Below are 21,063 nucleotides of genomic sequence, written 5' to 3'. Positions count from 1 at the left end.
CCGCCCGTCCGGACGGGGCCGCTCAGCCCACGTGTTCCGGCAGGTGCATCAGCGGCGCCCGGCCCGACGGCTGCTCCGGCTGCGAACCGGACGGGTGGGCCGGCGGCACCGGCACGGTGACCGGCCGGGCGCAGGTGACCCGTAGCGGCTCGCCGTGGTGCAGCAGGTCCAGCACCGTGTCGGGGCCGCCGTTGCGCAGCGAGTACGTGGTCTGGTGCGGCCGGACGTCGACCCGTAGCCGCATGGACCGCCACTGGAGCGAGAACTCCAGGCGGCTGAGCCGGCTGGAGAGCCGCGGTGTGAAGGAGAGCGTCCCGTCGTGGTCGCGCAGCCCGCCGAAGCCGGCGACGAGCGCGATCCAGGCGCCGGCCAGGGACGCCATGTGCACGCCGTCGCGGGTGTTCTCGTTGAGGTCGTGCAGGTCCATCAGCGCGGCCTCGCGCAGGTAGCGGTGAGCCAGCTCGGGGAAGCCGACCTCGGCCGCCAGCACCGCCTGGGTGCAGGCGCTCAGCGACGAGTCGCGGACGGTGCGCCGCTCGTAGTAGGTGAAGTTGCGCAGTTTCTCGGCGGGGCTGAACGCGTCCCCCCGCCAGTGCATGGCCAGCACCAGGTCGGCCTGCTTGACCACCTGCTTGCGGTACAGGTCGAAGTACGGGTAGTGCAGCAGCAGCGGGTACTTCTCCGGCGGCGTGTGCTCGAAGTCCCACTCCTGCAACCGGGTGAAGCCCTCCACCTGCTCGTGCACGTCGATGTCCGGGTCGTACGGGACGTGCATGTCGTTGGCGGCGTCCCGCCAGGCGGCGGCCTCCTCCTCGGTGACGCCGAGGTCGAGCGCCTGGTCCCGGTAGCGCATCGCGCAGTCGGCGGCGGTGAGCAGGTTCCGCTGGGCCATCAGGTTGGTGTAGACGTTGTCGTTCTTCACCGCGGTGTACTCGTCCGGGCCGGTCACCCCGTCGATGTGGAACCGGCCGGCCCGGTCGTGGTGGCCGAGCGACCGCCACAGCCGGGCGGTCTCCACCAGCAGTTCCAGCCCGATCTCCCGTTCCAGCGCCTCGTCGCCGGTGACCAGCACGTAGCGGCGCAGCGCGTCGGCGACGTCGGCGGCGATGTGGAACGCGGCGGTCCCGGCCGGCCAGTACGCGGACGACTCCGGTCCCTCGATGGTGCGCCACGGGAAGGCGGCGCCGTCGAGGTTGAGCGTGCGGGCCCGCTCCTGTGCCTGGGCGAGGGTGGCGTAGCGCCACTGCAACGCGTCCCGCACCGCGCCCGGCTGGGTGTACGTGAGCACCGGCAGCACGAACATCTCGGTGTCCCAGAACGCGTGCCCGTCGTACCCGGGGCCGGTGAGGCCCTTGGCGGAGATCGGCCGCCGTTCCGCGCGGGCGCCGGCCTGGAGCACGTGGAACAGCCCGAACCGGACGGCCTGCTGGACCTCCGGGTCGCCCTCCACCCGCACGTCGGCCGCGTCCCAGAACGTGTCCAGGTATTCCCGCTGCGCCCGGCGCAGCCCGTCCCAGCCGTCGAGCCGGGCCGCGGCGAGTGCGGCGCCGACCTGGTCGCGCAGCGCCGGCAGCGACCGCCGGCTGGACCAGCCGTACGTCAGGTACTTGACCACGCGCAGCTTCTGTCCGGGCTTGAGCACGCAGCCGATGGTGGTGCGGACCCAGTCCTGGTATCCCTCCGATTCGATGGTGGTGCGTTCCGGGCCGGTCACGTCGTGGCCCATGGCGGCGGCCACCCGCAGGCCGCTGACCTTGGTGCGGTGGATGAGCAGCCCGCCGTCGTCGGTGGTCAGCTCCTCCTCGGCCTGCAACGGTGACTCCAGCACGGCGGCGACCCGCGGGTCGCGGCTCTGCGGCGGCAGCGACTCGTTCGCCACCAGCTCGGACTGGAGGATCAGGCGTAGCGGCCCGTCGACCGCCTCCACCTCGTAGTCGATCGCGGCGACCGAGCGCTGGGTGAACGACACCAGCCGGGTGCTGCGTACCTTGACCTCGCGGCCGGCCGGTGAGCGCCAGTGCACCTCCCGCTGGAGCGTGCCGGCGCGCAGGTCGAGGACGCGCTCGTGGTCGAGCAGCTCGCCGTAGCGGACGTCGAGCGGCTCGTCGTCGACGAGCAGCCGGATCAGCTTGCCGTTGGTGACGTTGACGATGGTCTGACCCGACTCGGGGAAGCCGAAGCCGGCCTCCGCGTACGGCAGCGGGCGCAGCTCGTAGAAGGAGTTCAGGTAGGTGCCGGGCAGGCCGTGCGGCTCACCCTCGTCGAGGTTGCCGCGCAGCCCGATGTGGCCGTTGGAGAGCGCGAAGACCGACTCGGACTGGGCCAGCACGTCCATGTCGAGGCGCACCTCGCGCACGTGCCAGGGCTCGACCGGATACGCCCGTTCCCGGATCACGCGGCCGGCTCCGTGGCGAGCAGGTCGGCGAGGTCGGTGACCACCACGTCGGCGCCGTGCGCGCGCAGCTCGTCGGCCTGGCCGACCCGGTCGACGCCGATGACGTACCCGAAGCCGCCTGCCTTCCCGGCGGCCACGCCGGCGAGCGCGTCCTCGAAGACGGCGGCGTTCGCCGGTTCGACGCCGAGCATCCGGGCGCCTTCCAGGAACGTGTCCGGGTGCGGCTTGCCCCGCAGCCCGCGTTCGCGGGCGACCACCCCGTCCACCCGGGCCTCCAGCCAGCGGTCCAGGCCGGCGGCGTGCACCACGGCCTCGCAGTTGGCGCTGGCCGAGACGACCGCCCGGCGCAGCCCGGCCCGGGTCGCCGCCTCCAGGTAGCGCACCGAGCCGTCGTAGACCTCGACCCCGTCGTGCGCGATCCGTTGGAGCAGCACGACGTTCTTACGGTTGCCGATGCCGTTGACGGTGTCCGCCTCGGGCGGGTCGTCCGGCGTGCCCTCGGGCAGCGTGATGCCGCGCGAGGCCAGGAACGACCGCACCCCGTCGGCGCGTGGTCTGCCGTCCACGTACCGGTTGTAGTCCGGTCCGCTGTCGAACGGGCGGAACGGCTCGCCGGTCTCGGCCGACCGGCGGCGCAGGAACGCGTCGAACGTCTCGGCCCAGGCGGCGTTGTGCACCTTGGCGGTCTGCGTCAGCACACCGTCCAGATCGAAGAGACACGCGGTCACGTGCGCGGGTAGGCCCAGCATTGTCTGAATCTATCCAGGCCGTCGGCCGGGCAAACCCGATTCACCGGCTCAGCGGTGGGGGCGCAGGGTCCAGGTGACGGTGAGCGCGGAGGTGACGGTGCCGTCCTCGGTGGCGATCTCCACCTCGACCGGGAACTCGGGCCGCGTCCCCGCGTCCAGCTCGGCCAGCACGTCGGCGGGCGGACGGCCGAGCCGCGCGGTGGCCCGCACCGGCCCCATCGCCACCTTGAGGTAGCGGATGGTCGCGGTCACGGCCAGCGGTACGGCCCGGTCGAGCACCTGCCCGAAGGCGGCCAGGACCACCGCGCCGGAGGCGGTCTCCCCCAGCGTGAACATGGCGCCGGCGTGCGGCCCGCCGACGTGGTTGTGGTGCGCCGGGTCGTCGGGGAGGCGGACCACGGCCCGGACTCCCCCTTCGGCCTCGGGCGCCACCTCGACGATCTCGATTCCGAGCGTGCGGGCGAACGGCACGGCTTCGAGGAGACCGGCCGCCACCTGGCGAGAGTCGATGGACATGCCCGAACGCTACTCGCCAGTAACTAGCCGGGCAAGCCCACGCCCCCCGCCCGTGTGGTCAACCCGCGCTGAGGTCGGTGCGGCGGACGATCCACCAGAGCGTGACCAGCGCCAGCGCGGCCAGGGCCAGGTAGCCGCCCGCGACGATCAGGTGGAACTCGGGGATCCGGCTGCCCGGCTGGTATTGCAGGTGCTGCTGGAGATGGTGCTCGGCGAAACAGGCGAACGTCCGGCCGGTGCCGTTGTCGGGCGGGCAGAGCTGTTGCAGCTCGACGCCGCTCAGCTCACGCCCGGAGGGGTCGAACGCGCCGGACGGCCCGTCCAGTCCGTAGTTGATCATCCCACCCTTGACGACCAGGGCGTTGTCGCGCAGCACGTCGAGGTTCGGCCCGCCGATGGGCCGGTGCGCGGTCAACGGCTCCCTCAGCGTGGGGTAGCGCCACCTGACCAGGTAGGTCAGGCCGACGAAGCCCGCGGCCACGGCGAACACGGCGGGGAGCGTGCGCTTGATCGCGGCGCCGAGCGCGACGCCCACCGCGAACCAGCAGAGGCTGATCACGGCCGGCAGCATCGCGGTGTTGAGGAACGGCCCGTAGTCGAACAGGGTCACCGGGGCGACCAGGGACTGGAGCCGCTCCAGGCGGTCGCTGACGCCGGCGACGGCCGTGGTCACCGCCGCCACGAACAGGCCGAGCAGGGTCAGCCTGGTCCACAGCCACCGCTGCGGGGAGACGTCCTGGCTCCAGGCCAACAGCAGGGTGCGCTGCTCGTGCTCCCTGGTAAGCACCGGAACGCCGACGAACACGCCGATCAGCAGCGGCATCCACTGCACCACCTGCGACAGGACGGTCAGGGTCAGGACCAGGCTGGACGAGCCGCCGAGCCGTCGGCCCTGCGGCGAGTCCTCCGGACAGAACGTCTCGTGGCACTGGTGCCACAGGCTCGTCAGCTCCACCGCCAGGTAGGTCATCCAACCCACCAGGACCGCGGCCAGGACCAGCGTGCCGATCAGGGTCCAGCGGTGCTGACGCCAGGTCAGCCAGAGCAGACCGCGCACGCCCCCGCCGTACCCGGGGTCGTCCTGGCGGTCCGTGGCGGCGGACGCCCGGGTCATCTGGCTCATGCGGCTGCCTCCCGCTCGTGGGGCGCCCGGGCCGACGCCCGGAGGTAGGTCAGGATCAGCTCGTCCAACGCGACGGGCTGCGCGGTCCAGCCGGGCGCCACCACGGCGTGCGCCGTCGGTGCCGCGGGCCGGCGCAGGACGAAGGTGGACTGGCGTTCGGTGTGCTGCGCCTGGACGATCACCCCCGGGCCGGGTGGCTGGTCGGCGCGGGGTCCGGTCATCCGGACGTGGCCGTCGAGCAGGTCCTCGACGTCGCCGGTGAGGACGGGGCGACCCGCGTCGAGCAGCAGCAGGTGGTCACCGACGCCGCTCAGCTCGGCGATGATGTGGGTCGACAGCACGACGGTCATGTCGTCGTCGGCGGCCTCCGCCATCAGTTCGCCGGTCACCTCCGTGCGGGCCACCGGGTCCAGGTTGGCGAGGGGTTCGTCCAGCAGCAGCACCTCCGGGCGGGAGCCCAGCGCGACCGCCAACGCGACCTGTGCCCGCTGCCCGCCGGACAGCTTGCCGCAGCGGCGGTCCAGGGGGACGTCGAAGCGCCTCAGCCACGACAGCGCCCGCCGCTGGTCCCACACGCGGTTCGTCGACCGACCGAAGCGGAGCATGTCCGACACGGTGAAGTCGCGGTAGAGCGGTTTGTCCTGGGCCAGGATCGCGACCCTGCTCCCGCCGTCGGTGGACCTGCCGCGCCCCACCGGCCGGCCGTGCACGAGCAGCGTGCCGCTGGTGGCCGACAACGTGCCGGCGATGATGCTCAGCAACGTCGACTTGCCCGCGCCGTTCGCGCCGACGAGCGCGACGATCCGGCTCGTGGGCAGCACGAAGTCGCACTCCCGCAGCGCCCACACCGTGCCGTAGCGCCGGCCCAGGTCGCGGGCCTCGACGGCGACCGGCGGGCCGCTCACGCCGCTCCCTCCCGGTTCCGGGGCGCCGCGTTCTCCACGATCACCGAGGCCAGCAGCGCCTGGATGTCCTCGTCCTCCAGGCCGGCCTCGCGGGCCTGGCCGAGCCACCGGGCCAGGCTGCCGCGCAGGCGGGCCATGGCGTGCGGATCGGCGTGGCCGAGCGTCCCGCTGACGAACGTGCCCGCCCCCTGCCGCGCCTCCACCAGTCCGGACAGCTCCAGCTCCCGGTAGGCCTTGAGCACGGTGGTCGGGTTGACCGTGCACGAGGTCACCACGCTGCGCACGGTGGGGAGCTGGTCCCCGGGGCGCAACGTCCCGACCCGCAGCGCCTCGCGGACCTGCCGGACCAGCTGGGCGTACGCGGGGACGCTGCTGGACCGGTCGACATGAAAGTTGATCACCCTGGTGACCCTCCGTCAGATTGTTATGGTCTAGTAGAACACCAGTTAAGCGACATGGCAACGCCGTCACGCGTTTCGGCGACCGCTGGAGCCGGGTAGCGAGAGGCCCATGAACCGCGACCTCGCGCGTGGACTGACGGTGGCCTGGGCGCTGCCGGAGTTCCGCGACGGCCTGCGTCACCTCGTCGACCTCGACGAGGTGACCGTGCTGCTGGCCGCGCTGTCGCTCCCGGACCGCGACCGCGAGGTCGAGCGGAGCCTGCTGCGTCTGCTGCGGTCCGGCCTGGACACCACCGAGGTCCGGGAGGCGGTGTTGCTGCTGCTGGAGCGGGACACCGTACGCCGGCCGCTGGTCGCCGCGGCGGTGGAGCCGATCGCCGACCGGCCGGGCCGGGTCACCGCCGTCACGTCGGCGGCGGAAGACCCCGCGGTACGGCGGGAGGTGCGGGCCGTGCTGGACAGCGCCGACGTACGCGAGCTGATCTGGCGGGCGGTCGACGACCAGATGAGCGACAACCGGTTCGGCCTGATCCGCCGGGCGGCCGTGCTGTTCGTCCGGCACCCGAGCGCACGGCGGCTGGCGTGGGCGCTGCGCCGGCACGGCGTACTGCGGGAACTACGCCGCCGGGCGTGACCCGACCCAGCGCATCACGACCACTCGACCAGCTGGGCACACGTGCCCGCGATCAAGATCAGTCTGCGCGTCGCGCCCAGCAGGCGAGTTCGTGCCGGGTGTCCAGGGTGTCCGGGTGCTCCACCCCCAGGACGCGTTCCCGAACGGGCAACAGCGTGGCGAACTGGTCACGAGCTGCCGCGGCACCGCCTGCCATACCGGTCCAGAGGGCGAGTTCATGCCGGGTACCCAGGGTGTCCGGGTGCTCCACCCCCAGGACGCGTTCCCGAACGGGCAACAGCGCGGCGAACTGGTCACGAGCCGCCGCGGCACCGCCCGACTTCCCGGTCCACAGAGCGAGCCCATGGCGGGTGGACAGGGTCTCGGGGTGCTCGGCACCCTGGATCCGTTCCCGGACGGGAAGCAGCGCGGCGAGCTGATCGCGCGCTGCCACCTCGTTCCCCGCGTATCCGGTCCAAACGCGCAAGTTCATGCCGGGTGGTCAGGGTGTCTGGATGGTCGGCGCCCAAGGCCCGCTCGCGAACCGGCAGCAGCGCGGCGAGCTCGTCACGGGCGGCTGCGGCGTCGCCCGACCAACCGGTCCAACCGGCAAGGCTCTGCCGGGTGGTCAACGTGTCGGGGTGTTCGCCGCCCAGGGCCTGCCGTTGGACGGGTATCAGCACCGCGAGCTGATCACGGGCCGCCGTGGCGTCTCCTGCCCAACCGGTCCAGTGCGCGAGCGCGTGTCGGGTCGCCAACGTGTCGGGATGACCCACTCCGAGAACCTCCGCGCGAACGGGCAACAGCGCGGCGAGGTCGTCGCGGGCTGCCGCGGCGTGCCCCATCTCTCCGGTCCAGCGAGCGAGGTCGTGCCGGACGGCCAGGGTGTCCACGTGCCGAGCGCCGAGGACTCGCTCGCGGATCGGTAGCAGCGCGGCGAGATGATCACACGCGGATGCGGCGTCGCCCGCCCTTCCGGTCCACTGGGCGAGTTGATGCCGGGCGGCCAAGGCGGCCGGGTGCTCATCTCCCCGGACCCGCTCGCACACGGGAAGCAGGACGGCGAGCTGGTCGCGGGCGGCGGCGTACAGACCAACCGCCGCCAGGTAGTGACAGGTGCGCTCCACGATGTCGATGGCGGCGGTGAGCAGGTCGATGCCCGCGTCAGGCGCACGCGCGGCCTCGGTGAGCAGGTGGACCGCGTGGGGAGTCACGGCACGCCAACGCGGCCACAGCCGGGAATCGTCCGGGTCGCCGTCGGCAAGTCCGGCCAGCAGCGTGACGGCCAGGCTCAGGTACGCCTGCGATTGGCCGCCGAGGTGCAGGTGATGGTTGCTCGTATCGCGGATGAGGGGGTGCAGGAGCACCACCCGCCCAGCAGATCGGCCGGCCACCGTGCTCTCGTCAAGAGCGACGAGCCCGAGGCCGGTCAAGGCCCTCAGCAAGCCCTCCAGGCCGTTCGGATCCAACCCGGCAAACAGCGGCGAGGTGGCCATCGTTCTCGAATCCAGCAGCAGCGTGGGGATGGGCGCATCGGCGAACGTGGCCAACAGCCTGAGCAACGTGCGGGCTTCGGGCATGTCTCGCCCGTCGAGCAGAGCCAGCGACAGCTCCCACGTGCGGCTCACCAACCTGCGCGCCTGAGCCTCGGTCAACGGACCCTCGGGTGCCTTGAGCAAGACGTCGCCGGTCTCCAGGGCGGCCTGGTAATCGACGAAGGTGGTCACGCTGCCCGAAAGGCCCATTTCTTGGGCGTCCGCCAGCGCACGCCCCGCCAGCCCGAGGGCCAGCGGCAGTCCTCCCAGCCGTCGTGCCAGCGCTTCGGCGTCGCGCATGGTCCCCGCCCGCTCGCCGGCGAAGTCGACCAGGATGCGAGCGCCGTCGGCCGGGCCAAGCATCCCGATCAGATGCAGTCGGCACCAGGCGGTCCGGTCGGAAGCGTGGAGATCGGGGCGAGGCATCGCCGTCCAGGTGCCGGTGGTGCCGTCGCGAGTGGTGACCAGCAGTAACCCGCGACGTGTGGGCGGCCTGATCCAACCTCGTCCGGCTGCGACCGGCTCGTCCGCCGGGGAGAGCAGCCGTGTGTCGTCGGCATTGTCGATGACGAGCAGCCACCGTCCTGGGTACCTCGCCAGCAGCCGCCACAGCAGGTCCGGGGCACTGTCCAGTCCGGACCAGGCTCGCTGGAGCTCGCCGTCGGTGGCTCCGAGACTGACGGTCAGCTGTCGCATCCCGGTCTGCAACCCGGCCTCGGTCGCAGCGGAAATCCACCAGACCTGCACCCCGTGTCCCGCCAGGCGCCTCGCCACCAGCTGAGCCAGCGTCGTCTTGCCGGCGCCGCCCATGCCGCACAACACGCGTACTCGTGGCTCGCGCCGGCCCCGCCAGCGGTACAGCGCAGCAAGCTCGTCGACCAGCCGCTCGCGTCCTCGCACATGCGCCGCGACGAGCTCAGGCACAGTCAACGACGTCATCCCCGGCCGCTCCGAGGTGGCAGTGCCCGCAAGCCCTACCGAGACGGTGCGGGCCGAACTGGTCGAGCGGAACGCCAACCCGGCGATCACCACCTGGGCCAGCCCGGAGACCAGACCGATGACGGCGATGAGAGCACCACTCCGACCCTGCTGGCTGCCCTCCGCCCGTACGCTCTCCATCAGCCAGTACCCGCCGGCCAGCACGACGACCACCCCACTGGCAAGCAGCATCCGACGCCATCTCCGACGCGGCGGCACCATCGGATCAGCCTCCTCCGGCCTCCCGGTCGGCTATTCGGGGGACTGGCGAATGCTATCGACACATGTGACGGCCGGCATGCCGCGATACGCCGCACGGCGTGACCCGACCTAGCGGCGCCCGAGCATCCGCTCCACGGAGTCCCACTGCCACCAGGCGAACGACTCGTACCCGTCCTCGTCGCCCATCCGGCGCAGCTCCGCGAGGGCCCGCGCGTCACCCCGCAGGGCCAGGCCGGTCGCCCCGTACACCCGGGTCTCGCGGTCGTCGCCGGCCATCAGGCCGGCGAACAGTTCCCGCAGTGCGGGCGCGTCGACAGCGGAGTGGACGAGATGGGCCGTCGCCACCCGGCGAACCGTCGGGTCCGGGTCCCGGGCGAGCCCCAGCATCGCCTCCAGGACGTGCGGCGGCGGGTCGTCGGCGGGCCCGCCGGCGCCGTTGAGCAGGTCCGCGGCCACGCGGGTGCGCACCTCGGGACGCGGGTCCCGGACGAAGGGAAGGAACTCGTCGAGGACCGCGCCGATCTCGCGGAAACCCGCGTAGGCGCCCAGCACGTGGCACAGCGTCGCGGTGTCCGTCTCGGCCGCCGTCCGACGCCGCAGCGCCGCCAGGGCATCGGCGGCGTACGGCGCGTCGGGCGACTCGCCGTCGATCGTGGAGAGGTGCAGCAGTTCGGCGGTGAAGAGGCGCACCGCTGCCTCCGGGTCGTCCAGTCGTCCGGCCGCCCACCGGAACGTCTCCTCCGGGGGGAACCGGGTCATGACGGCGTGGCGCGACGTCTGCCAGTCGCACGACTCCGGGTCCGCCGACCACAGAGCCCGCGCCAGCAGGTCGTCACGGGACACGGGCAGGCCCAGCCGTTCCTCGACGACGGTCACGACGGCCCGGTGCCCGGCGAGGACCTCCGCCCACCGACCGTTGGCACGGGTCAGCCGGATCCGCCGGGCCCGGGGCGAGTGTTCACCGGCCGTGACGTGGTCCCGGGTCACCGTGACGGCCTCGTCGTCCGTCGCTCCCGACCGGCGACGCAGCTCGGTCTCCGGGTCGACGTCGAGCCAGGCCCGGGCCGCGTCGAGCGCACCCCGCAGGGTGGCCTCCGGGGCCGGGTAGCGGGCGAGCAGGTGGCGAACCAGCTCGCTCGCCCCGTGCTCGGCCGCCCAGACCACCGGGTCGACCTCACCCCAGGGGCCGGCGGGTACGACCTCGCCGTGCTCGTACAGCAGTTGGGCGAGCCCCGGGCCGCCCCGGCGGACCACCTCGGCGGCGACCGCACGACCGTCGTCCTCCCACCGCGCGGAACGGGGCAGCGTCGACAGGTGCCGGCGGACGGCCACCAGGTCGCCGTCCCGCACCGCGTCGATCACCGATTGCTCCACCCGGCCATTCTCCCCTTCCGACGCGCACCGGGCGGCCCGGCGGCCCGGCGGCACAGCGACAGGTCAGTTCCGAGCGATATACCGCTGGGGCATGAATATGACTCAGCGGTATATCGGCCCTTCGGTGGGCGGCCAGCTGACTACTGACAGTCGCCGCACTTCCCCACCTCGCCGTTCGCGGCAAGCGACACCTTTGCGGGTGTCGCAACGCTTTTCGGGTCGCAGCCACACCGTCCGGACAGGGGTCGCGCGGAGTCAGGGAGCCGGGGCGACGGGTGACAGGTGAATGCCCGTGCCGTACTCGTGGCGCAGGCCCGCGTCGGCGATGAACCGCGCGGCGTGCGGCAGCACGGGGTGGGAACCGATCTTGCGCACGGCCATCCGGCGAATGGCCCGGTTGAGCCGGCCGGAGGCACTGGTGACCGCTGCCCAGTTCCACTCGGCGGGATCACCGAGTCGCGGCGATGCCGTCGCCCACGCGGCGGCACGCTTCTCCGTGTTGTGGTTGGTGTGGCTCCAGCGCAGCTCCCGCGTCCCGACCGGTCCGCCGTAGAGAAGTTGAACGAGGCCCCAGCCTTCGCAGTTGTACCGGATGGTCTTCTCGCCAGGTGCGCTCGGAAGCAGGTCGATCCGCCTCGCCACGGGTTCCGGCCCGGACCCGATGACGAACAACGCCAGGTGCCGCCCCCGTGGGCCCTCGGGAACGTCCGCGACGGCGCGGAATTCGCGCAGCTCATGGTTCGGCTCCGAGTCGAATTCGAGTACCCGGAACAGGCCGAGGTCGAACATGGCCTCCAGAACCGAGGGCCAGTCGGCGGCGACGGCGTAAAAGTCCAGGTTCGGCATCAGGACCGGTCACCCGTGTCCCATGGCCGGCAGTCGCAGGTCACCGAGTCCGATGAGGAAGACCGGGGAGGGGGACGGCATGACGAGCAGTCAACCTCCCGGTCGTCGTCCGAGCAAGCGAGTTGTCGCCCCGGTGCCCGACGGCCGGCGCGCATAGGGTCGACTCGGCACGACAACTCTCGCACGACCGGGACGGGGCGGGACATGGACCGAGGCACCCGTGGTGACCTACTCGGCCGCCTGGCCGACGCGGTCGGCTCCGTCGCCGTGACGCACCCGGTCCGGGTCGCCGTCGACGGGCCGCCCGCCGCCGGCAAGACCACGCTCGCCGACGAACTGACCGCCGTCCTGCGCGCACGGGGCCGGACCGTCGTCCGGGCGACCGTCGACGACTTCCTCTTCCCCAGGGCGCTGCGCTACCGGCGCGGCGAGTACTCGGCGGAGGGCTGCTACCTCGACACCCACGACCACGGGGCGCTGCGCCGGGTTCTGCTCGATCCGCTCGGCCCGGGTGGGGATCGACGCTTCCGGCACGCGGTCTACGACCACCGCACGGACACCGTGCTGGCCCCGCCGGTCACGACCGCCCCCGCCGACGCCGTGCTGGTCGTCGACGGCGTCTTCCTCCTGCGGCCGGAACTGGTCGACCGGTGGGAGCTGCGCGTCTTCGTCACGACCGCGCTCGACCGGACCGTGGACCGTGCGGTGGTCCGGGAGCGCCACGTGTCGTCCCGGGCCGACGTCGAACGGCGTTGGCGCGAGCGTTACCTCCCCGCCCAGCGGCTCTACTTCTCCGCAGCCCGGCCGGCCGAACACGCCGATGTCGTCGTGCACAACGACGACCCCCGGCAGCCGGTCTGGCAGACCCGGACCCGACTCGGATGACAAGCTGGCACCCATGGACAGGAAGCAGGTTGCCGGCTGGATCGCGGCGTACGAGCGGGCGTGGCGGACGCCGGGCACGGCCGCGCTCGCCTCGATCTTCACGTCCGACGCGAGTTACCGGCAGGGGCCGTACCAGGACCCGGTCGTCGGCCTGCCCGCCATCGCCCGGATGTGGGAGAGCGAGCGCGAGGGACCCGACGAGGTCTTCGAGATGACCGGGGAGGTCGTCGCCGTCGACGGCGACACCGGGGTGGCGCGGGTGCAGGTGCGCTACGGGGACCCCGCCGACCAGGAGTGGCGCGATCTCTGGATCATGCGGTTCGCCGAGGACGGTCGGTGCACGTCGTTCGAGGAGTGGCCGTTCCCGCCGGGACAGCGGAGCACCGACGCCGGGTGAGGTCGGCACCGTTGCCCGCTCGTGTCACCCGCGAGACCTTCGATGCCTACGCTCCGGGACATGCGATCGCGTGCGGCCACGACGGCAGCGACGGTGGTCACCGTGCTGTCGGGACTGCTCACCCTGCTCGGCTGTCTCAGCTGCCTGCCGTTCCTCGCGCCCACCGCACCGTGTCCGAACGACACGGCCGACTCCTTCCAACAGGCGAGGATCGTCCTCTTCCTGCTCAGCGTGGTGATGCTGCTGGCGGCGGCCCTGTCCGTCGCGCTCGCCTGGGGCGGCAGGTGGAGCCACTTCCCGAACCCGTGGCCGTGGCTCGCGGTCTCCGTGCTCACCATGGTCCTGAGCGCGAGCATGACGATTCCGATCGACCGGTTGAGTTCCTGCTGACGGTCGTCCGACGCGTCAGGAGCGCTTGGTGTGCGCGACGAACGCCGCCCAGCTCGCCGGCGTGAACGTCAGCGCCGGCCCCTGCCGGTCCTTGCTGTCACGGACCCCCACCACACCGGGCAGGTTGTCCGCCACCTCGACGCAGTCGCCGGAGTTGCCGCTGCTGCGGCTGCTCTTACGCCAGGTCGCGCCGGTCAACTCCATCGCTTCGCCGCCTCCGAGATCGCCGCCAGGGTCGCCCCGTGCGGCATCGCCTCCGCACGAACCGACTCCCACGTCTGCCGCAGTGATTTTACGTCCGCGTGTCGCTCGACAATCGTGCCGTGCAACTGGTTGTCCAGGTAGCCCACGTCATCGCCGTCCGCCGGGGTGGCAAGCACGAAGGCACCGTTGAGGCCCGGATAGGCACCGACCGTCTCCGGCACCAGATGCAGATGCACCCGGGGCCGACGACCAACCTCGACCAGGTGCGACAACTGCTCCCGCATCACTTTCGGACCGCCGACACCGCGAGTGAGCAGCGAATGGTCGAGCACCGCCACGAACTGCGGCGGTGCCGGACGGTCCAGCACCGCCTGCCGGGCCATCCGCGCGGCCACCTGCTGCTCCATGGCATCACCGACAAGTGGACTCGCGCCCTCGTGCAGCGCGCGGGCGTACTCCTCGGTCTGCAACAGACCGGGCACGACCAGCGGTTGGAAGCTGCGCAGGGCCGTCGCCTCCTGCTCGATGCTCACCCACTCGCGGAACCACGGCATCAGCGCCTCCTGCATCAGCGCGTCCCGGATGCGGAGCAGCAGGCCGCCGCCGTTCAGCACCTCGTCGCAGCGCTCGGTGAACTCGGCGCGCGGCGCGCGGCGGCACTGCTCGACGGCCGCCACCAGCGAGGCCGAATAGCTCACCCGCTCACCCAACGCCTCCTGCGTCAGCCCGGCCTCGGTGCGCAACCGGCGCAGCTCACCGGCGAACAGTTCCCACAACGGCACACGGATCATCTGCACACCTCTGCACACGGCTGCACACGGACGTCGGCCGGTCGGACGGCCGGGAAGGTGGGGGCGGAACGCCTTCCGACCCTAGTCACGCGGTGACGACACTGTCACGCAGTGGAGCCGAAGTCGTCCGGTTCCCGCGACCGAGAGGAGCGCCCGTGATCAGCCATCAGCTCGGGCAGCCACCGGACGGGCCGGCGGCGGACCGCCCCCGCCCGTATCCCCTGCACGCCACCCCGCACACGCCGCTGCGTCCGATGTGGTGCTGCCGGGCCTGCGGCCGGCCGTGGCCGTGCCCGCTGGCCCGGCTGCTGCTCAAGAACGAGTACGAGGACAACCGGATCGGGCTGGCCATCTACCTGTGCGGGCTGCTCTACGAGGCGACGCGCGACCTCTACCGGCTCAACCCCGACGACGCGCCGTCACCCACGGAGATGTTCACCCGGTTTGTCGCCTGGGCCCCGCACCGCCGCCCGATCATCGGACCACCCGGCGGATGACAGCCCTCAGCGTGGAGGCAGCATGGCCTGCGCGATGGCGAGGGTGTGCTGATATTCGCGCCAGTGGGCGAGTTTGCCGTCCCGGGTCCGCAGCACCCCGATGAACGGCGCCGAGGTGGTGACGCCGGTCGACGTGTGCGTGCCGACCAGTTCGTATTCGACCACGATCACGTCGGGATCCGCGGTCTGGTGGACGACCACGTTGCGGCAGTCGTCGAACCGGACCGGGAACGCCGCCCGACCCGCCCGGGTCCGGTCGAGGACCTGCTGCTTTCCAACGGTGCGCGTCGGCTGGCCGGGCGCGGCGAACGGTGTCTCGACCACCACGTCGTCGGCGAGCACGTCCGCCTCGTAGGTGGGCAGGTCGGCCAGCAACCGGGTCCGCATGCTGTCGAAGATCTCGGTGGGCGTCATGTTTGCCTCCTGAATAATGAGCGACGACTCGACTTGCCTCCGACAATAATGAGTGGAGACTCACTTTGGTAGATGGACCGCCGCGCCGCGCCGACGCGCAGCGCAACCGGGCACGCATCCTCGACGCCGCCGAGGCGGTCTTCGCCGAGTTCGGCACGCGGGCCTCCACCGAGGAGGTGGCCCGCCGGGCCGGCGTCGCCATCGGCACGGTCTTCCGCCACTTCCCCACCAAGGACGACCTGCTTGCCGCGATCATGAAAAGGTTGCTCGCGAAGCTCGTCGAGGAGGCCACCGAACGCGATCTCTTCGCGTTCTTCCGGCACGTGGTGGCCCAGGCCGCGGCGAAGAAGGCCGCCGTCGACCTGCTCGCCGGCTCCGGGGTCGACGTCCGCATCCCGGACGCGGTGGAACACCTCAGGGACGCGGTGGGGAGGTTGCTGGCACAGGCCCAGGACGACGGGGTGATCACCGCTTCGGTACGGCTGCCCGAGGTGATGGCGCTGCTGGCCAGCCTGTGTCAGGGTGCCCTGCACGGCGGGTGGGACGACCACCTGCAAGCCCGCACACTTGCTGTCGTCTTCGCCGGCCTGAAGGGGTGTTAATAGGGGCCCCCTCCTATGCAGAATGCGTTAATAGGGGGCCCCTCCTTACATCTCAGCGCCAGCCGACGTCGATGCGGTCGCCGCGCTCGTCGAAGAAGTGCAGCGCGTCCATCCGCACCTGCACGGCGAGCGGGTGCCCGGACGACACCTGCGGATACGGCGCGAGCCGTACCGCCAGCTCCGCCGGACGGCGGTGGTGCCGGCCCGGGTCGGGCAGCACGCTGGTGCGGTTGCCCCCGCCACCGCCGTGGGGTGCCGGGAGCGCGTCGGCCGCCGGCTCCGCCGCCCGACCGGTCAGCCGCTGCATCACCTGGCCGAACCGGCGCAGGCTGCGCTGGCCGGGAGCGGCCCGCTCGACCGGGGTGCCCATCTCGTCGACCACGATCGCGGTGGCGCCGATGTCGAGGAAGGCCAGCGACTCGTGGCCGTGGTGCTCCAGATAGCGGATCCGGCCGTGCAGCACGTCGCCCGGGGTGTCCGGGGCGACCGGGGTGAGCGCCTCGGCCCGCATGCCGACCACGATGCGCTCGCCGTGGTAGTGCGCCACGGCCCGGCTGCGGATGTCGTCCCAGGGCAGGTAGAGCGCCTGCTCGCCGAGGTTCAGCGCGACGTACCGGTCGAGGTGGACGTAGACCGACGCCTCCAGCAGGTTCATCCGGGGGCTGCCGAGGAACGCGGCGACGTAGAGCGTGGCCGGCCGGCCGTAGACCTGGGTGGGGGTGCCCACGTCCTGGAGCACGCCCTTGCGCATGATGGCGACCCGGTCGGCCATGGTGAGCGCCTCGGCCTGGTCGTGGGTGACGTAGATGGTGGTGACGCCCAGCTCGCGGGTGAGCCCGGAGATCTCCGCCCGCAGCTCGGCGCGAAGCCCGCTGTCCAGGTTGGACAGCGGCTCGTCCATCAGGAAGAGGCCGGGACGGCGCACTATCGCCCGGCCCATGGCGACCCGCTGCCGCTGGCCGCCGGAGAGCTGGCTGGGCTTGCGCGCGAGTACGTCGCCGATGCCCAGCGCGCCGGCGACGTCCTGGATCCGCTCGCCGCGCGGGCCGGGCTCGACGCCGGAGAGCCGCAGCGGGAAGCCGATGTTGTCACCGACGGTCATGTGCGGATAGAGCGCGAAGTCCTGGAAGACCATGGCGATCTTCCGGTCCCGCGGCGGCAGGTCGTTGGCCACCTCGCCGCCGAGCATGACCGCGCCGGAGGTCGGATCCTCCAGCCCCGCCACCATCCGCAGCACGGTGGACTTGCCGCAGCCCGACGGGCCGAGCAGCACCATGAACTCGCCGTCGTTGACGTCCAGATTGATGGTGTCGACCGCGATCGTTCCGTCCTGGAACACCTTGGTGACATCCTTGAGCGCGACGGTGGTCACCGTCACCTCCCCAGTCGCTCGCCCGAACCCGGCAATGACTGTGACCAGGATCATCGGATCCGCACATCGGGTAAACGTGCCATGTTCGTCTCGTGACAGTCCTATTAAGCGCCATTCGCCGGACCCCACGGTTAAGTGACCAACCAGTAACCGCTCATCCCGCCGGATCGTGGAGGAACACCCGTCGCACCACCCGCTCGGCGGCGTGCCCGTCGTCGAGCGCGCAGAAGCGGTCCCGGAACGCCGTCCGCGCCCGCCGGGCCGTATCGTCGTCGACCGCACCGAAACGGAACACGTCGAGCAGCCCCGGAAAGTCCACCGCCACCGCGCCCGGCGGCTCGGCCAGAAGGTCGAAGTAGACGCCTCGGGCGACCCGATAGGCGTCCCAGTCCGGCGCGTAGACCACGATCGGCCGGTCCAGCACGGCGTAGTCGAACATCGCCGACGAGTAGTCCGTGACCAGCACGTCGGCGGCCAGGTAGAGGTCCTCCACCCGGTCGTGGGCGCTCACGTCCAGCACCCCGCCCGCCGCGGGTCCTCGCGGGTGCCGCTCCCGGTCGTGGAAGTAGTGGCTGCGCATGAGCAGTCGGCCGGTCGGGCCGAGCGCGTCGCGCATCCGGTCCGGGTCGAACGGCGGGCGCCAACCGGGCAGGTGCTCGCGGTGGGTCGGCGCGTAGAGCACCACGTACTCCTCGGGTCCCAGGCCGAGCGTGGCGCGGGCCCGGCGGCAGTCCTCGGACGTCGCCCGGACCAGCCGGTCGTTACGCGGGTAGCCGACCTCCAGCGTGGTGTAGTCCGCGGGGTAGGCCCGCTCCCACATCTGGGTGGAGAAGCTGTTCGAGGTGACGCTGTAGTCCCAGCGGTCCACCCGGCGCAGCAGCCCGGCGAAGTCCATCCCCATCGCACCGACGGGGTAACGCTGCTGGTCCAGCCCCATCACCTTCACCGGCGTGCCGTGGTGCGTCTGCACGTGCACCGACCCGGGGCGCTTACGGACGAAGTCGGGGAAGTTGACGTTGTTGACCAGCCAGTGCGCCCGGGCCAGCACGCGGTGGTACTCCCGGGTCCCGGCGACCACGTACTCCACCCCCGACGGCAGCGCTGCCACCCGGTCCCGCCGGACGATCCACACCCCGCGCACCTGCGGCGCGAGCCGGCGCGCGGCCTCGTAGACCGCGGCGGGATTGCACGAGTAGCCGCGGTACCAGTAGGCCGCGTAGACCGCCAGCGTCGGGTCGATCGGCCGGCGCAACTCGGCCCGGTAGTACTCGCGCATCGCGGTGTCCCGGGCCAGTCGGGCCGTACGCCGGAGGACCGGCGCCACCCGCCGGCGGGCGACCCGGGCCGTCCGCCGGGCGGTCTCCCCCGCCTGGTGCGCCTCGCGCAACGCGCTGAACGTCCGCCACCGCCCGGCCGCCACCAGGCGGTGCTTGAGCCCTTCCACGCCCGGCGGGGCCGGGTAGCCCTCGGGCGGCAGGAAGCGGACGTAGTCGGCGTGCATCTGGGCGAAGAACGGGGCCCGCAGTTCGGGCGCGATCCGGTCGCCGTTGCCGAGCACGGTCAGGTGGTGCCAGACCATCCGCTCGAAGATCGCCGGCCGCAGCCCGGTCACCGCCGGCCCCCACCGGTCCATCAGCCGGAACACCCGGTGCCACTGGGCGAACACCTCGAAGTGCCGGTCGCCCCGGGTCCGGGTGATCGCCCCGGTGCGGCGCTGCCGGTAGTTCAGGCAGACCCGGTCCAGCACGCCGATCCGGTCGGCGGCCATCAGCGCGGGATAGCTGAACGAGACGTCCTCGTACCAGCCCGGTTCGAAGCGGAGTCCGCGTTCGACCAGGAACTCCCGACGGACCAGGCGGTTCCAGGCGGTGTGCAGCAGCCGCAGCGTCTCCGGCCGGTCCCGCAGCGCGAACGTGGTCGGGCCGGGCGGCTCCGGGAAGACGTCGCGCATGGCGCTGCGGGTGCCGACGTCGTTCCAGTGTGCCCGGACGTGGTCCACCAGCAGGACGTCCGGGCGGGTGTCGCGGAGCCGGTCGGCGACGTGCGGCAGGCAGCCGGGTACCAGCCAGTCGTCCCCGTCGACGAACCACACGTACTCGCCGACGGCCCGGTCCAGCCCGATGTTGCGGGCCGGACCGAGCCCGACGTTCTCGGTCAACCGGACCGGGCGGACCCGGGGGTCGCGGGCGGCGTACTCGGCCAGGATCTCGCCGCTGCCGTCCGGCGACGCGTCGTCCACGCCGATCACCTCGAGGTCGCCGAACGGCTGGTCGAGGATCGAGTCGAGACACTCCCGCAGGTAGCCCTGCACCTTGTAGGCCGGCACGACGAAGCTGATCAGCGTCATCCCGGCCCGCCCTCCGTCAGCCCGGCGAGGGGGCACCCCCGCGGGCGCGGGCCGGCAGGACCACCCAGGCGAGGACCACACTCGCGACGAAAACCACAAGAAGGTACGTACCGAGTGTAGCCAGAGCGATACTCACAATTCCGGCTATCAGCGCGATTCCCAGCAGGAACGAGCGACCCTCCCAGCCCAGCGTGGCGGCGTGCAGCGGGGGCGCCGACTGTCGCTTCTCCAGCCGGGCGGTCAGGTCGTAGTGGTGCAGCGTGAGCACCAGGACGTACCCGAAGATCAACCAGGCCGGCGCGCGCCCGGCCACCCCGACCGCGATGGCGAAGAGGTACTCGGCGGCCCGCAGCGCGGCCGGCACCAGCCAGTCCAACGCCCCCGCGTGCGGTGCCCGCGCCCCCTGCGCCGCCCCCAGCAGCAGCACCAGCGCGACGATCACCGCCCAGCTCGGCGGCCCGTCCCCGTCGTGCACCGCCCACAGCGCCCAGGCCAGCAGCGCCGCCGCGCCGAGCGCGGCCACCAGCGCCGAGCCCAGCGGCCGCCGGCCCGTCGGCATCCCCCGGGTCAGCAGGCCGTCGTCCCGGTGCAGGCCGGTGTCGACGGTGGTCAGCACCGGCACCCGCATCCAGCGCGCCCGCAACGTCCGCAACGCCCCGGTGTACGCGAACGCCAGCGTGCCCCAGACCAGCACCGCGCAGAGCGCCACCAGCGGCCCGAACAGTGCGGCGGCCAGCGCGATCAACGCCCACCGCTCGCCGATCGGGAACACCACGGTCCGCTTCAGCCAGTACGAGACCGAGCCGGTGTCCGCCTGCACCCGCGTCGACGCCGCGTTCAGCTTCCCGCCGATGCCGCCCGCGTCCCCGGTCACCACCTTCGGCCGGCGCGCCGCCTCGTCGTGCAGCGCGCCGTACCAGGTGTCGGTCATGTGCCGCACGGTCTGCAACGTCATCGCGGCCAGCGCCAGCGCCCACCCGTACCGGAACCCGGCGTGGGTGGCCCCGTACCCGAGGCCGGCGTAGACCACGTACTCCTTGAACCGGTCGGCCATCGTGTCCAGCCAGCCGCCCCAGGCGCTGAAGTGCCGGGTGTAACGGGCCAACTGCCCGTCCACGCAGTCGAGCACGAAGCCCAGGTAGAGCAGGACCGCGCCGGCCACCAACGCGGGCCGGCCACCGACGCCGAACAGCACCGCCGCCGCCACCGCGAACGCCACCGACACCATGGTGACGCCGGTCGGGCCGATCCCGATCCGGGCAGCCGCCTTCGTCACGTACGGCGACCAGGTGCTGACGAAGAACGTGGTGAAGAAGTCGTCCCGCTCCTTCACCGACAGCGTCAACTCGGCCCGGTCCTCGTCCACCGCCGCCACCTGCGCCTCGGCGGCCCGCCGCTGCGCCTCGTCGCCGGCCCGGTGCGCCACGAGCAGGCGTACCCGGTGGGCGAAGATCAGGGTGCCCCCGGCGGCGAGGTCCGCCACGAGCCGGTCCAGGTCGGCGAGCGG

The 21,063-nt window shown here is 72.2% G+C and carries 22 protein-coding genes; 6 read left to right on the top strand and 16 right to left on the bottom strand.

What is annotated here, in order from left to right; translation table 11 throughout:
- Positions 1-22: 22 nt before the first annotated feature.
- Genes HUW36_RS04690 through HUW36_RS04665 form a run of 6 tightly spaced genes read right to left on the bottom strand, consistent with a single transcriptional unit; the run spans position 23 to position 6,089 of the window.
- Positions 23-2,395, bottom strand: coding sequence for a glycoside hydrolase family 65 protein (locus HUW36_RS04690; RefSeq protein ID WP_174526975.1), 2,373 nt, complete (start codon positions 2,393-2,395; stop codon positions 23-25).
- Positions 2,392-3,144, bottom strand: a complete 753-nt coding sequence (locus HUW36_RS04685; RefSeq protein ID WP_174526974.1) for an HAD family hydrolase — start codon at positions 3,142-3,144, stop codon at positions 2,392-2,394. Before HUW36_RS04685 ends, HUW36_RS04690 begins: the two co-directional genes overlap by 4 nt.
- Positions 3,145-3,192: 48 nt before the next feature.
- Positions 3,193-3,660 carry a DUF4442 domain-containing protein gene (locus HUW36_RS04680; RefSeq protein WP_174526973.1) on the bottom strand — a complete coding sequence of 156 codons (468 nt, stop codon included), beginning with the start codon at positions 3,658-3,660 and terminating at the stop codon, positions 3,193-3,195.
- Between the two features lie 58 nt (positions 3,661-3,718).
- A complete protein-coding gene (locus HUW36_RS04675; RefSeq protein WP_174526972.1) occupies positions 3,719-4,783 on the bottom strand; it encodes an ABC transporter permease in 1,065 nt (354 codons plus the stop codon).
- Positions 4,780-5,688: an ABC transporter ATP-binding protein gene (locus HUW36_RS04670; RefSeq protein ID WP_174526971.1), complete on the bottom strand. Its 909-nt coding sequence runs from the start codon at positions 5,686-5,688 to the stop codon at positions 4,780-4,782. The genes HUW36_RS04675 and HUW36_RS04670 overlap by 4 nt, the downstream gene beginning before the upstream one ends.
- Positions 5,685-6,089 carry a GntR family transcriptional regulator gene (locus HUW36_RS04665; RefSeq protein ID WP_174526970.1) on the bottom strand — a complete coding sequence of 135 codons (405 nt, stop codon included), beginning with the start codon at positions 6,087-6,089 and terminating at the stop codon, positions 5,685-5,687. Before HUW36_RS04665 ends, HUW36_RS04670 begins: the two co-directional genes overlap by 4 nt.
- Before the next feature lie 109 nt (positions 6,090-6,198).
- Between HUW36_RS04665 and HUW36_RS04660 the strand changes: the two genes are divergently transcribed.
- Entirely contained in the window at positions 6,199-6,723 is a 525-nt protein-coding gene (locus tag HUW36_RS04660; protein WP_174526969.1) for a hypothetical protein, read from the top strand.
- Positions 6,724-6,781: 58 nt separating this feature from the next.
- Here the strand turns inward: HUW36_RS04660 and HUW36_RS35085 are convergent, their stop codons facing one another.
- The 4 genes from HUW36_RS35085 to HUW36_RS04640 form a co-directional block, all read right to left on the bottom strand.
- Positions 6,782-7,057, bottom strand: a complete 276-nt coding sequence (locus HUW36_RS35085; protein WP_425487216.1) for a tetratricopeptide repeat protein — start codon at positions 7,055-7,057, stop codon at positions 6,782-6,784.
- Positions 7,017-9,407 (bottom strand): tetratricopeptide repeat protein, encoded by a 2,391-nt coding sequence (locus HUW36_RS04650; protein ID WP_174526968.1) that lies wholly within the window; start codon positions 9,405-9,407, stop codon positions 7,017-7,019. Before HUW36_RS04650 ends, HUW36_RS35085 begins: the two co-directional genes overlap by 41 nt.
- A gap of 138 nt (positions 9,408-9,545) precedes the next feature.
- On the bottom strand, positions 9,546-10,811 hold the full coding sequence (locus tag HUW36_RS04645; protein ID WP_174526967.1) for a hypothetical protein: 1,266 nt from the start codon (positions 10,809-10,811) through the stop codon (positions 9,546-9,548).
- 255 nt (positions 10,812-11,066) lie between these two features.
- Positions 11,067-11,657, bottom strand: a complete 591-nt coding sequence (locus HUW36_RS04640; RefSeq protein ID WP_174526966.1) for a hypothetical protein — start codon at positions 11,655-11,657, stop codon at positions 11,067-11,069.
- Positions 11,658-11,861: 204 nt separating this feature from the next.
- Here HUW36_RS04640 and HUW36_RS04635 point away from each other — a divergent pair, with 204 nt between their 5' ends.
- Genes HUW36_RS04635 through HUW36_RS04625 form a run of 3 tightly spaced genes read left to right on the top strand, consistent with a single transcriptional unit; the run spans position 11,862 to position 13,329 of the window.
- Positions 11,862-12,542: a nucleoside/nucleotide kinase family protein gene (locus tag HUW36_RS04635; protein ID WP_174526965.1), complete on the top strand. Its 681-nt coding sequence runs from the start codon at positions 11,862-11,864 to the stop codon at positions 12,540-12,542.
- A gap of 13 nt (positions 12,543-12,555) precedes the next feature.
- The gene (locus HUW36_RS04630) at positions 12,556-12,939 is read left to right on the top strand and encodes a YybH family protein (RefSeq protein ID WP_174526964.1); all 384 of its coding nucleotides are present in this window, start codon (positions 12,556-12,558) and stop codon (positions 12,937-12,939) included.
- Positions 12,940-12,999: 60 nt separating this feature from the next.
- A complete protein-coding gene (locus HUW36_RS04625) occupies positions 13,000-13,329 on the top strand; it encodes a hypothetical protein (protein ID WP_174526963.1) in 330 nt (109 codons plus the stop codon).
- A gap of 15 nt (positions 13,330-13,344) precedes the next feature.
- Here HUW36_RS04625 and HUW36_RS04620 read toward each other — a convergent pair whose 3' ends face one another.
- Both HUW36_RS04620 and HUW36_RS04615 read right to left on the bottom strand, forming a co-directional pair.
- Positions 13,345-13,533: a DUF397 domain-containing protein gene (locus tag HUW36_RS04620; RefSeq protein WP_174526962.1), complete on the bottom strand. Its 189-nt coding sequence runs from the start codon at positions 13,531-13,533 to the stop codon at positions 13,345-13,347.
- Complete coding sequence (locus HUW36_RS04615) at positions 13,524-14,324, bottom strand: helix-turn-helix domain-containing protein (protein ID WP_174526961.1); 801 nt, start codon at positions 14,322-14,324, stop codon at positions 13,524-13,526. The genes HUW36_RS04620 and HUW36_RS04615 overlap by 10 nt, the downstream gene beginning before the upstream one ends.
- 155 nt (positions 14,325-14,479) lie before the next feature.
- Here HUW36_RS04615 and HUW36_RS04610 point away from each other — a divergent pair, with 155 nt between their 5' ends.
- Positions 14,480-14,821: a hypothetical protein gene (locus HUW36_RS04610; protein WP_174526960.1), complete on the top strand. Its 342-nt coding sequence runs from the start codon at positions 14,480-14,482 to the stop codon at positions 14,819-14,821.
- 6 nt (positions 14,822-14,827) lie between these two features.
- Here HUW36_RS04610 and HUW36_RS04605 read toward each other — a convergent pair whose 3' ends face one another.
- Positions 14,828-15,235, bottom strand: coding sequence for a nuclear transport factor 2 family protein (locus tag HUW36_RS04605; protein WP_174526959.1), 408 nt, complete (start codon positions 15,233-15,235; stop codon positions 14,828-14,830).
- Positions 15,236-15,300: 65 nt separating this feature from the next.
- Here HUW36_RS04605 and HUW36_RS04600 point away from each other — a divergent pair, with 65 nt between their 5' ends.
- Positions 15,301-15,837: a TetR/AcrR family transcriptional regulator gene (locus HUW36_RS04600; protein WP_174526958.1), complete on the top strand. Its 537-nt coding sequence runs from the start codon at positions 15,301-15,303 to the stop codon at positions 15,835-15,837.
- 52 nt (positions 15,838-15,889) lie between these two features.
- On the opposite strand, the gene HUW36_RS04595 is transcribed toward HUW36_RS04600, so the two are convergent.
- The 3 genes from HUW36_RS04595 to HUW36_RS04585 all read right to left on the bottom strand — a co-directional run.
- Positions 15,890-17,209, bottom strand: a complete 1,320-nt coding sequence (locus HUW36_RS04595) for an ABC transporter ATP-binding protein (RefSeq protein ID WP_174526957.1) — start codon at positions 17,207-17,209, stop codon at positions 15,890-15,892.
- A 154-nt stretch (positions 17,210-17,363) separates the two neighbouring features.
- A complete protein-coding gene (locus HUW36_RS04590; RefSeq protein WP_174526956.1) occupies positions 17,364-19,556 on the bottom strand; it encodes a bifunctional glycosyltransferase/CDP-glycerol:glycerophosphate glycerophosphotransferase in 2,193 nt (730 codons plus the stop codon).
- A 16-nt stretch (positions 19,557-19,572) separates the two neighbouring features.
- On the bottom strand, positions 19,573-21,063 hold a 1,491-nt coding region (locus tag HUW36_RS04585; RefSeq protein WP_174526955.1), incomplete at its 5' end, for a DUF5941 domain-containing protein.

Source organism: Micromonospora maritima, assembly GCF_902825405.1.
In the GTDB taxonomy this organism is placed as follows: Bacteria; Actinomycetota; Actinomycetes; order Mycobacteriales; family Micromonosporaceae; genus Micromonospora; species Micromonospora maritima.
This window is presented reverse-complemented; position numbering and strand designations above follow the sequence as displayed.

Excerpts from the sequence above, each read along its gene's own strand:
- HUW36_RS04685 (WP_174526974.1), bottom strand. The coding sequence starts at position 3,144 with ATGCTGGGCCTACCCGCGCACGTGACCGCGTGTCTCTTCGATCTGGAC.
- HUW36_RS04680 (WP_174526973.1), bottom strand. The coding sequence starts at position 3,660 with ATGTCCATCGACTCTCGCCAGGTGGCGGCCGGTCTCCTCGAAGCCGTG.
- HUW36_RS04675 (WP_174526972.1), bottom strand. The coding sequence starts at position 4,783 with ATGAGCCAGATGACCCGGGCGTCCGCCGCCACGGACCGCCAGGACGAC.
- HUW36_RS04660 (WP_174526969.1), top strand. The coding sequence starts at position 6,199 with ATGAACCGCGACCTCGCGCGTGGACTGACGGTGGCCTGGGCGCTGCCG.
- HUW36_RS04650 (WP_174526968.1), bottom strand. The coding sequence starts at position 9,407 with ATGCTGCTTGCCAGTGGGGTGGTCGTCGTGCTGGCCGGCGGGTACTGG.
- HUW36_RS04640 (WP_174526966.1), bottom strand. The coding sequence starts at position 11,657 with ATGCCGAACCTGGACTTTTACGCCGTCGCCGCCGACTGGCCCTCGGTT.
- HUW36_RS04635 (WP_174526965.1), top strand. The coding sequence starts at position 11,862 with ATGGACCGAGGCACCCGTGGTGACCTACTCGGCCGCCTGGCCGACGCG.
- HUW36_RS04630 (WP_174526964.1), top strand. The coding sequence starts at position 12,556 with ATGGACAGGAAGCAGGTTGCCGGCTGGATCGCGGCGTACGAGCGGGCG.
- HUW36_RS04625 (WP_174526963.1), top strand. The coding sequence starts at position 13,000 with ATGCGATCGCGTGCGGCCACGACGGCAGCGACGGTGGTCACCGTGCTG.
- HUW36_RS04620 (WP_174526962.1), bottom strand. The coding sequence starts at position 13,533 with ATGGAGTTGACCGGCGCGACCTGGCGTAAGAGCAGCCGCAGCAGCGGC.
- HUW36_RS04615 (WP_174526961.1), bottom strand. The coding sequence starts at position 14,324 with ATGATCCGTGTGCCGTTGTGGGAACTGTTCGCCGGTGAGCTGCGCCGG.
- HUW36_RS04605 (WP_174526959.1), bottom strand. The coding sequence starts at position 15,235 with ATGACGCCCACCGAGATCTTCGACAGCATGCGGACCCGGTTGCTGGCC.
- HUW36_RS04590 (WP_174526956.1), bottom strand. The coding sequence starts at position 19,556 with ATGACGCTGATCAGCTTCGTCGTGCCGGCCTACAAGGTGCAGGGCTAC.